The sequence below is a fragment of the Lewinella sp. W8 genome (genome assembly GCF_004375085.3).
Lineage (GTDB): Bacteria > Bacteroidota > Bacteroidia > Chitinophagales > Saprospiraceae > Neolewinella.
Genome location: NZ_SNAQ03000031.1, coordinates 1 through 11,228 on the forward strand (window position 1 = coordinate 1; position 11,228 = coordinate 11,228).

At 58.0% G+C, this 11,228-nt stretch carries 8 protein-coding genes; 6 read left to right on the forward strand and 2 right to left on the reverse strand.

The window, feature by feature from the left end:
* From E1J53_RS22930 to E1J53_RS22940, 3 genes are all read left to right on the forward strand, one after another.
* Positions 1 to 1,763: T9SS type A sorting domain-containing protein (locus E1J53_RS22930; RefSeq protein WP_154640286.1), on the forward strand; the 1,763-nt coding region annotated here is incomplete at its 5' end.
* 345 nt (positions 1,764 to 2,108) lie between these two features.
* Positions 2,109 to 3,998: a sulfatase-like hydrolase/transferase gene (locus tag E1J53_RS22935; RefSeq protein WP_134274824.1), complete on the forward strand. Its 1,890-nt coding sequence runs from the start codon at positions 2,109 to 2,111 to the stop codon at positions 3,996 to 3,998.
* A 160-nt stretch (positions 3,999 to 4,158) separates the two neighbouring features.
* Positions 4,159 to 4,800, forward strand: coding sequence for an intradiol ring-cleavage dioxygenase (locus E1J53_RS22940; protein ID WP_134274823.1), 642 nt, complete (start codon positions 4,159 to 4,161; stop codon positions 4,798 to 4,800).
* A gap of 2 nt (positions 4,801 to 4,802) precedes the next feature.
* On the opposite strand, the gene galK is transcribed toward E1J53_RS22940, so the two are convergent.
* Positions 4,803 to 5,960, reverse strand: a complete 1,158-nt coding sequence (gene galK / locus E1J53_RS22945; protein ID WP_134274822.1) for a galactokinase — start codon at positions 5,958 to 5,960, stop codon at positions 4,803 to 4,805.
* Positions 5,961 to 6,109: 149 nt separating this feature from the next.
* A complete protein-coding gene (locus E1J53_RS22950) occupies positions 6,110 to 6,832 on the reverse strand; it encodes a YebC/PmpR family DNA-binding transcriptional regulator (protein WP_134274821.1) in 723 nt (240 codons plus the stop codon).
* 426 nt (positions 6,833 to 7,258) lie between these two features.
* Here E1J53_RS22950 and E1J53_RS22955 point away from each other — a divergent pair, with 426 nt between their 5' ends.
* The 3 genes from E1J53_RS22955 (at position 7,259) to ribB (ending at position 10,764) form a co-directional block, all read left to right on the forward strand.
* Positions 7,259 to 8,362: a hypothetical protein gene (locus tag E1J53_RS22955; RefSeq protein WP_134274820.1), complete on the forward strand. Its 1,104-nt coding sequence runs from the start codon at positions 7,259 to 7,261 to the stop codon at positions 8,360 to 8,362.
* Positions 8,363 to 8,426: 64 nt separating this feature from the next.
* Positions 8,427 to 9,620: a glycosyltransferase gene (locus tag E1J53_RS22960; protein ID WP_134274819.1), complete on the forward strand. Its 1,194-nt coding sequence runs from the start codon at positions 8,427 to 8,429 to the stop codon at positions 9,618 to 9,620.
* Positions 9,592 to 10,764, forward strand: a complete 1,173-nt coding sequence (gene ribB, locus E1J53_RS22965) for a 3,4-dihydroxy-2-butanone-4-phosphate synthase (protein ID WP_134274818.1) — start codon at positions 9,592 to 9,594, stop codon at positions 10,762 to 10,764. The genes E1J53_RS22960 and ribB overlap by 29 nt, the downstream gene beginning before the upstream one ends.
* Positions 10,765 to 11,228 lie beyond the last annotated feature (464 nt).

The following is an 11,228-nucleotide window of genomic DNA, read 5'->3' on the forward strand; positions in this document are numbered from 1 at the left end:
CGCTGACCTTCGAGGCCTTCGACGAGTGCTCTGAGGTGGACATCAGCGTTGAGCTTGATGCGGACTACGCCGGAGTACCGACGTCCTTCGAGCGCACGCGCTTCCTGACGACCAGCGAAGTGGTGGCTAACGGAGATGACACCTACACGGTTCGCCTGAGCGGTATCCCGGTAGGTAACCACGCCCTGCGCATCCGCGCCGGTGACGGTTGTGGTAACTTCGACGTGGACATCCTCGAGTTCTGCGTTACGCCGGACAAGGCACCGACCCCGATCTGTATCCAGACGCTGACGGTCACGCTGATGCCCGACGGTAACGGTGGCGGCATGGCGGCCATCTGGGCTACGGACTTCATCGCCTCCGACGTCACGGATTGCTTCGGCAACGTGATCGACAAGTACAGCATCTACACCGAGGAGGAAGCTAACGAAGCGGGCTTTGTTCCGGTCGTTGGCCGTCTGGGCATTGACCTGACGTGTGAGGACTTCGGTGAGGATGTGAGCGTACGGGTGTACGCCATCGACAATGCGGGCAACGCCGACTACTGTTCGGTAGTACTCGAAGTCCAGGCCTTCCAGGACGGACTGTGTGAGGGCAGCAGTGGCTCGCTCTCTGGTCTGATCACTACCCAGGACGACGGCGTGATGGGTGGCGTTGAGGTAACGCTTACGGGTGACAACAACATGGACGAAACGGTGACCACGGCAGCCAACGGTCAGTTCAGCTTCGGTAACCTGGAGGTGGATGCGGACTACACGGCCAGCCCGGCCTACAACGCCGCCTTCGACTTCGGAAACGTAACGGTGACGGACATCGTGGCGATCACGAACCACATCCTGGGCTCGAACCTGCTGGGTACGGGCTACGACCACGTGGCGGCCGACGTCAATATGGACGCTGACGTGAACATCTTCGACCTGGTGGCGATGCGCCGGGTGATCCTTGGCCTGGCCGATGATCTGAACCCCGCGGGTGCCACGTGGCGCTTTGTGGAGGCGGACTACAACCTGACGCCGGGTAACTGGATGGTTACCTTCCCCGAGGTGTACAACGTGAACAACCTGCAGGGCAACGTGACGGATGCTGACTTCGTGGGCGTTGAGCTGGGTAACGTGGTGCGCGCCGGCGGCCGCGCTGCACTTGAGCTGAACGTGGAGGAAGCCGAACTGGCCGCGGGCCAGACGCACACGGTAAAAATCAGCAACGGCGAGCTGGCGGGCTTCCAGGGTACCCTGGAGCTGGCCGCGGGTCTGGAACTGGTCAACGTAGCCTACGAAGGTGAAGGAGCGATGAACCTGAACCGTGCCGGTGAGGGAATGATCGCCATGGCCTTCAACGGAGCGGCGACCATCGAGGTGGAAGTACGCGCTACGGAGGCGATGCGCCTGAGTGAGGCGGTAAGCCTGACGGACGCCATCACGGTACGTGAAGGGGTGGCGGCTAACGGAAGCGCTGGTTCACTGAACCTGAACTTCGGCGGCCTGGCGATCACGGAGGCGATCAACGGTCTGGAGCAGAACACGCCCAACCCGGTAGCGGAAACGACGCGCATTGCCTACACGCTGGCTGCTGCCGGTCAGGTGACGCTGAACATCCAGGACATCCAGGGCCGCACGGTGCTGGTCCGTGAACTGGAGGGCGCTGCTGGTCGCAACGTGATCGAGCTGAACGTAAGTGAGCTTGGCGGCGCTGCCGGTGTGCTGAGCTACACGATCACGGCCGGTGACTTTACGGCCACGAAGAAGATGGTGGTGGTGCGCTAGGCGAACCGACCACTATCCGACACGGATAGACGAACGGCCCCATCGGAGTGATCCGGTGGGGCCGTTTTTTTTTTGGTTGAAGGAGAAGAAAGCTTGACGTATAGATACGTCTGTACATCGGGAAGCCGCCCCGCACCACAACCACTTTCAACGGCGGGATTTTGCCATACCGCGTAGATATGTAGAAGTACGACAAAGACGCACCCTCGCCGGCCTACCTTAAAGCAAGAGCAGCAAAGAAATCGTGCTATGTAAATTACCGTAATCGCTGATTATTTCAGATGGCAATGGGGATAATCTCGTCCGGATGGCGTCTTGTAGGCAAGCGATTGAAAGAACTCTGATATGAATCGACTGCTCGTTTTGTTACTCCTCCAGCTTTTCCCTTTATTGAATGTTGAGTCGCAGGACCGTCCCAATATTGTTTGGTTCGTCAGCGAAGACAACAGTCCTTTCCTGGGAGCTTACGGAAACGATTTAGTCTACACGCCGCATCTTGATAGCTTCATCAACAACGGCATTAAGTACACTAATGCTTTTGCCAATGCTCCCGTTTGTGCCCCGAGCCGGTCAACAATCATTACTGGAGTACTTCCCCTTTCGATGGGGTCGCAGCACATGCGAAGTCTGGTGGATATTGATCCACAAATCAAGTTCTTTCCGCAGTACCTGAAGGAGGCAGGGTACTTTAATACCTTACGGTTGAAGCGTGACTATAACCTGGCAAACCAGGAGGGAACCTGGGACGTGGATGATTGGTGGCACCTGGAAGATGCGCTGATGGGTAGAGAAGCGGGACAACCTTTCTTTATGTTCTACAATACCTGGATGAGTCACGAAGGGGAACTCCACAACTACGAGGAGAAACAATATCGCTACTTCAAAAATACCTTTGAACGGCTGCCGGAAGATTCTCTAAAAGCAATGCTAAATCGGGTGGTGCGGATCAGTCCCGCAGAAGTGAAGTTGCCAAATTATCTGCCAGATTTGCCCGAGGTGCGGAGAGATTTGGCACGGTACCACGAAATAATGCAATTGCTGGACCTGGAATTTGCGGCCCTCATGCGTGAACTGACCGAGCGTGACTTACTGAAAAACACGATCGTAATTTATTCTAGCGATCACGGAGGTGTTCTCGGGCGAAGTAAGCGCTTCCCGCTGGAGTCCGGCCTACGGGTGCCCCTGGCCATTCAATTCCCCGAAGCCTATCGATCAATGGCGCCAACAGCTGCGGGGACGGAAATTGACCGGGTAGTATCCTTTTTGGATATGGCCCCAACCATTTTGAGCCTTGCGGGAGTACCGGTTCCGGAGTACATGCAAGGAGAGAATTTTTTGGTGCCGGAGATAAATGAGGACCCTTTTGCACTGGGATTTCGTGGTCGGATGGACGAGACATACGACATGGTACGAACCATCCGCGATAAGCGCTATCGCTACGTCAGGAACTATAATCCCCATCGTCCAGCCGGTCAGAGGATTAATTTCCTGTGGCGGGCACCGAACGTGCGGGCCTGGGAAGCAGCTTACCAAAAAGGGAATCTGTATCCGGTACAATCGGCTTTTTTTCGGCCCAAGACCGCAGAGGAACTCTATGACTGTTGGGAAGATCCTGACAACGTTCGTAACCTGGCTAAGGATCCAGGGAAAAGGAAAATATTGCGGCGCATGCGGAAAGCCCAGCAGGTCAGGCTTTTAAAACTCCGTGATACCGGATTCATTCCGGAGGGAGAGCTTTTTGCGGCGACCGAAAAAACGGAGCATACCTACGCGACGTATACGGCAAGCCAACCATTAAAGAAGATCATGAAAGCCGCCGAGACAGTTACTCAGGAGTGTAATACCGGCACCTTGGTCAAGTATCTGCGGAGTAAGGTGCCGGCCATTCGGTATTGGGGAGCCGTGGGAGCATTGATCAACAAAGGGCAGGACTCCAATTTGGTCGCAGCACTCCGGATCGCTTTGGATGATCCCAGTGGAGATGTCCGTGCTACGGCAGCGGAGGCCCTGTATCTGCGGGGGCACAAGGACATGGCTAAAGCTGCCTTCGCCAGCCTGCTGAGAGACGATAACCCCTTTGTGGCGCTGCGCGCCGCCAACGCGCTGGAAGCTACCGGCGCCCGATCTTCGGCCATTGATGAAAGGGTCTTTGCACTGGCGGCAATGGAGGAAAAGGGAAGATTTAATTACCCCGTACGGAAGTGCCGATACCTCTCCGAATTGTATCGGCGGTAAGCAAAATTGTGCGCCCAAGTTCCCCGGGCAGTAGAAAATCATCACGCCGGCGCCAGCGAACCCTCTCGTTGTCCATCCCGGGAGGAATAAAATAATTCTGGCCTAATGCTTTCGCACCCGTCAAGTCGATCGACTGACGCATCTGACGTAGAAAGCTGCCATGGCTTCTACGCTGCTCCGCCTGTGGGCTGTCTTGCCCTTAATCATACTTTGCGTCTCCTGTCAGGCCCAGCAAAGCCCGGCGGCAGAAATAAGAAGAATCGTAGGCGGACCCTGCGAGGGATGTGAAGCTGCCTTTGAATACGGGGAACAAGCGCTGGCTGCCATCGATACCATCCCTGGATTTGAAGCCCACTCTCCGAAGATGGAAGTATTTGGAACCGTGTACCGGGAAGATGGAACCACGCCGGCAGCGGGCATCGTCATCTATGCCTATCAGACCAACCGGGAGGGGGAATACGTGGCCGCGAAGTCCGCCTCCGGCTGGGGACGGCGCCACGGGCAGCATCGTGGGTGGGTAAAAACCGGCCCCGACGGCCAGTACCGGTTCTATACCTTTCGGCCCGGAGGCTATCCTGGCAGAGATGAGCCGGAACACATCCACTTAACGATATTGGAGCCGGGCCTGGCCCCGTACTACATCGATGACGTCGTTTTCACGGACGACCCCAGGCTGACGGAGCAAAAACTAGCGGCGCTGCGGAACCGCGGAGGCTCAGGCGTCGTAACGCCAAAAACTGGGAGTGGCATGCTCCGGGTCCGGAGAGACATCGTCCTGGGACGGAATATTCCCGCATACTGATGCTACGACATCAGGTAGGTTCCCGAGCCAATGTTGGCCCGGTAGCATTCGGGCGTGAGCTGATACGCTTCCCGATACGCAGCGGTCAATAATTCACCAAGCTTGGCTTCCCTTCCCGCCCGTACGAGGTTGATGGTGCACCCCCCGAAGCCTCCGCCCATGATCCGGGCGCCCGCCACCAGGCCGGAGGCAACGGCCCGTTCCTGAAGAAAATCGACTTCGGGACAGCTGACTTCGTACTCGTCCCGCAACCCGGCGTGCGTGGAGTTCAGTAAACGGCCAAACTCGGGCCCATCACCGGCCTCCAGGGCACGCAATGCCGCCTGCACCCGGGCGTTTTCGGCGATGACGTAGCGGGCCCGGAGCAGTGGTTTCTCGTCAAGCTTTTCGGCTACACTATCTAGTTGCTCCCGGGTAGCTGTACTAAGATTTGCTACGGATGGAAATCGCGTTTGGATGGCCGCCAGCGCGGCAGCACATTCTCTGACCCGCACGTGATATTCCCCGCTGGCCAGGGAGTGCGAGACCATCGAATTGACCAGCATAAAGGAATAGCCCTTAATCCGATTGACGATGGGACGAAACTCCAGCCGGTCGCAATCCAGCAGCATGGGCCCGTCCGCCGTGCCGTTGAGGCTGGCAAACTGGTCCATAATCCCCGAGGGGATGCCCATGAAGTTATTGCTGCTGCGCTGGCAGAGTTGCGCAAGGGCCGGTCGGCTAAGCCCCGACTGGGTAAGTTCGTTGAGCAAGAAGGCCATGCCGCCCTCCAGGGCGGCGGAACTGCTCATGCCTGCCCCCGCGGGCAGGTTACCACCGAAGACGATCTCCAGACCGGGGATGGTCTTGCCGAGTTGTTGAAATTTGCGGGCAATCCCCACCAGGTAATCAACCCACGTAATCCCGGTTTTCTCCAGCTGGGGCAGCTCCAAGGTGTGGGTTTCGTTTAAATCGACGGCGTGTAGCCGGAGTTGCGGGGCATCGAGTTGCCGGGCAAAAAATTGCAGCCCCTTATCAATGGAAGCGGGCATCACCAGGCCACCGTTATAGTCGAGATGCTCCCCGATCAGGTTGATCCTCCCGGGAGCGTGCAGGCGCAGCGAGAAGTCCTCTACCGGAAGCCCATGGTCCGTAAAGTAGGCGGTCAAGTGATCGAGCATGAGCAGGAAGATTTATCCGGCGACAAAACGGGAAGAGGTCAATAAATAATTATTCCCATCCAGGCAGGGAACCAATGGGTGAACACCCCAAAAGACTAAAGAACCAACAGACTAACGAACTAACAGACTAACGAACCAACAAAACAACCCTACTCCGATTCGTCCATCGTATGAAAAACGTTGGCGACGTCGTCGTCTTCTTCGAGCTTATCGATGAGGGTCACCACTTCCTCCACCTGGTCGTCGGTCAGTTTTTTGGTGTGGGTGGGAATCCGGACCAATTCGGCTTTGGCCACGTCGATTTTTCGCTCCTCCATGGCTTCGGAAAAGGATCCGAAATCTTCGTAGGCTGTGTAGAAAGTCACTTCGTCGTCTTCTACCTCCATGCTGTCGAGTCCGGAGTCAATGAGTTCCAGTTCCAGTTCTTCGAGGTCGCCTTCGAGGTTTTCCTTCTTGACGATAAATTGCCCCTTGCGCTCAAACATGTAGTCCACCGAGCCATTGACACCCAGGCTTCCACCGTACTTGCTGAAGGCGTGACGGATGTTGGCTACGGTGCGGTTATTGTTGTCCGAAGTGGCTTCCACGAAGATGGCCACCCCGTGCGGGCCGTAGCCCTCGAAGGTAACTTCTTCGTAGTTGGAACTGTCCTTGTCCGTAGCCCGTTTGATGGCCGCCTCCACGTTGGCCTTGGGCATGTTTACGGCCTTGGCGTTGTTGATCGCCAGCCGCAGACGGGGGTTGTAATCGGGATCAGGGCCGCCTTCCTTTACGGCGATATTGATCTCCCGGCCTACTTTGGTGAAGGCCTTTGCCATGCCGGCCCAGCGTTTCATTTTCCGGGCTTTCCGGTATTCGAATGCGCGTCCCATTGTTTACATTTTTCTTAGGGCGCCAAAGATAAGCAGCCATTCATTCAGTTGTAGTTGAGAGGGACCTTTTTTGGCAATCCCGTGATCAAATTAGGCCTGTCGGGGCAACGCGGTGCAGGTGCCATGTGGTAGCGACAGGTAATTAGCTGCCGCTACTGTTTGCACCACTAGACTGCTGCGATTCCGCAGGAATCGCTGATGAAACATCACGGAATAGCCTAATTGTCTAGACAAGGGCAACGGGGTGCAGGTGCCGGGTCAATACCTGGGGGCAGTGGATTAGAACAGCCTTGCGCTCTACCGGGGAACCCGGCACCCGCGCTTGCGCCCAATGCTCAATGCTCCACCGATATCCGGAGGAAGTTTGCCGGCGGAAAACCCGCGAAAGCCTTACCTTCACGACGATACCAAGTTGAAAGTACACCCATGCAGATCCTGACCGTCGTCATCGGACTCATTTTTGTGTTGCTGCTGCTCAGTCTGCTGGCCACTACGATGATGGAGTTATTGTCTTCCCTGTTCAGCCTCCGGGCCAGGAATTTGGTCAAAGCTTTGCGCAATATGCTGGCCAGCGACGACCGCAATGAGACCCTGGTCGACGAGTTCCGCGCCAACAGCCTCTACCGCCATCTCACCCAACAGTACGGAAGTCGCAGCGCCAAGGGTTTTTCCGCCCCCAGCTACATGAGTGCCGAAACCTTTCAGAGTATCCTCTTCGACGTTATTCTCAAGGGAGACGACGTCACCAACCTCCAGCAACGCCTCGATAATCTGCCGGACAAGGACCTGAAAAACGTACTCAACCAACTGCTCCGGGAGAGCGGCGGACAACTGGATTTGTTTCGCCTCGAAGTCCAAAACTGGTACAACAACGTCATGGATCGAGCGGCCGGGTGGTACAAGCGGTACACCCAGAAAATCCTGCTGTTCATGGGCCTGGGCATCGCCGTGGTGTTTAACGCCGATACGGTGGCCCTCTACGATCGTCTGAGTAACGACCCCGACACGCTGGCCTCCCTCGTGGCGGCCGCCGAATCCTACGTGGAAACCCGGGAACGCGCTGAGTCGATGCCCACCCAGCAACCGCCGGTGGTGACGACTCCGGCACCGACCACGCCGACTTCGCCGGACTTCGGCCAGCTGGGAACGCCCATCAACCCGCTGGATTCCTCGGCGGCGGCTACGCCACCCCCGGCACCCACCACTGGCCAGCCCGTGCAGGAGCCCGTCCCCGCGACCTACCTCTACGCTTCCGAGGAAGCTGATTTGGCCGAGGCCGATTTCCGGCAAAGCCTGGAAGAATTGAAGGGCCTGCTCAACAACGAAATCGCCGAAATTCGTCGTCCTCTCGGCCTGGGCTGGGAAGGCGTGAATTTCCGGGCCATGGGTCCCTACGAGATCATCACCAAGCTGCTGGGTTTCATTTTGACGGCCCTCGCCATCAGCCTGGGCGCACCCTTCTGGTTCGACCTGCTCAAGAAACTGGTCAACATCCGCTCCGCGGGAGGAACCACCTACGAGAACCGATAACTCCGAACGGAACATTCCGGCAAGCATCTCCCCGGTCCAGTAACCCGCAACTTATCTTTGCCGCGTGATTTCCCTGCTGCTGATAATCCTCCTTGCGGTATGCCTGCTTTTGGTGGCCTATACCTACCTCATTTACCCAGGGTGGGTGATGCGGGGCATGGAACGAGGCCCGTTTTTTCCGGTCATGCGGCGGGAAGGGGAGGGACCACTTCCCCGGGTGGCCGTACTGATGGCGGTGCACAACGAGGAGCTGGTGCTACGGAACAAGATGGACAGTTTACTCGCCCAGGATTACCTTGGTCCACTGGACATATTGGTGGGCAGCGACTGCAGTACGGACGCCACCAACGACATCTTGGCGGACTACGCCAGCAAGCACGACCACGTCCGGGTGGTACCCTTTGACTCCCGGCAGGGTAAACCGGGCATCATCAACCAGCTCGCCGCAATGGCCGGCTCAGAAGGGGTCTACGTCCTGACCGACGCCAGCGTGATGCTGGGACCGGGAACGGTGACCGCCCTGGTGGATCCTTTCCGCCTGGACGACCGCATCGGCGTGGTGGACGCCACGATGGTCCAGACCGGTGGCCGGGCCGAGGGTATCGGTCAGACGGAGGCGCATTACATCAGTCGGGAGGTGGCCATCAAGCGCGCCGAAGGCGCGCGGTGGGGAGCCATGGCCGGCCCCTTCGGCGGGTGCTGGGCCCTGAAGGCCTCCGCCTACCGCAAGGTGCCGGATAATTTCCTCGTGGACGACTTTTACCTGTGCATGTCGGCCTACGAAGCGGGCTGGAAGGGGATCGTCAGTGATCGGGCGGTGGTGCACGAGGCCGTGGGGCAGGAGATCCGGGAGGAGTTCCGCCGGAAAGTCCGCATCAGCAGCGGTAACTGGCAAAATCTGTTTCGCTTCCGGCACCTCTGGCAACCCCCGACTCATTCTCCGCTGGCGATGGTACTCTTCAGCCACAAAGTGCTGCGCTGGTGGACGCCATTTCTGATGTTGGTCGGAGCGCTGGCCTGGCTGGGATTGATTTTCCAGTCCGGCAACTATTGGGCCGGCCTTACGTTTGTTTTGGTAGGCGGCTGCCTGGTCCTGGCCGTTTTGCTGGATTGGCTCCTTGGCCGATTGGGAATTCACTGGACCGCCGTCCGCGCCCTACGCTACTTTATCGCCATGAACCTCGCCCTGTTGGTGGGGTTCTGGCGCTACCTAACCGGAATACGCTCAAATGTCTGGCAACCAACCCAACGCCACTAGTACCGTCGCTGACGACCGTCAAACCAAATTACACTCCATCGCTGACGCCGTCAAGGATATCCGCGACGGTAAGATCGTCATCGTCGTCGATGATGAAGACCGCGAAAACGAAGGGGACTTCGTGTGTGCGGCCGAAAAGGTCACCCCCGAGATCATCAACTTCATGGCCACTCACGGTCGCGGACTGATCTGTACGCCCATCGAAGAGGAGCGGGCCAACGAACTGGATCTGCCGATGATGGTATCCACCAATCAGGATATCCACGAAACGGCCTTTTCCGTATCCATCGACCTGATCGGTCACGGGTGCACCACGGGTATTTCGGCTTACGACCGCTCCACCTGCATGCGCCGCCTGACGGAGCGGAGCGCCCGTCCGACGGACTTCGCCCGCCCCGGGCACGTTTTCCCCCTGCGGGCCGTGAAGGGTGGGGTATTACGCAGAACCGGCCACACCGAAGCGGCGGTGGACCTGGCCCGGATGGCCAACCTCTATCCCGCTGGGGTAGTGGTGGAAATCCTCAAGCCCGACGGCACCATGGCCCGCCTGCCGGATCTCCTGGAACTCGCCAAGGAACACGACCTGAAGATCATCTCCATCGAAGACCTGGTGGCCTACCGCCTGCAAACGGAGCGCCTGGTAGAATGTGAGTTCCAGATGGACCTGGAAACCCGTTACGGCCCCTTCCGCCTGCACGCCTACCGCCAGACCACCAACGACGACGTTCACATCGCCCTCACCCACGGTGCCTGGAACCTGGATGAACCCGTGCTGACCCGGGTGCACGCCTCTACGAGCAGCCGGGACCTCCTGCACTCCCTGCTGAGTGGGTACAGCACCGGCCTGCACGGTCCGCTGGAAAAAATCAGCGAAGCGGGTAAGGGCATCCTGCTCTTCATGCGCCCCCACCAGGACGCCAATGAGGTAATTGCGGGACTGCGCCTGCTCAAGAGCCGGCTACAGGACGGTAAGCAAGTCGGTCCCCCGGAAGCCCGCAGCATGGAGCAGCGGGACTTCGGCATCGGCGCGCAGATTCTGCGCGATCTGCGGGTGTCCAAGCTCAGGATTCTGTCCAACAACCCCAAGACCCGCATCGGACTGGAAGGCTACGGCCTGGAAGTCGTGGAGTTTGTGGGCATGTAAGGCGCGGTAGCGGCTAAGGAGAAGGCTGAGGCTGAAGAGGTAGCGAGAAGTATAGCCAAGGTACTGATGTGCTGCTGTTTTACTGGCAGGGGAATGCTCCGCTGTACCTCGAAGCGTGTCGGCCTGACGAAGTCGGACGATTCCTTTGAGAGTACGCTGGGGGACATTTGAAAAGGCTGAGGCTACGGCATGCCTTTAAATCCAACTGCGATTTCCCAGAAATCGCGTTCTGGCTTCCGCCGGTCGAGGACTTCTAGTCTAAGGGGGGTAATGAGACCCTGCTGATCTGTGGTAGCTCGGAGCGGAGCTCCTCGACGGGGGGGGGGCAGTTTGGCGTGACGACGAGTGAGTACCTTATCACCTAGCCACCAGTCACCAGTTTACCACCCCCACGTTCTGGCTTCCGCCGGTCGAGGACTTCTAGTCCAAGGGGGGTAATGAGACCCTGCTGATCTGTGGTAGCT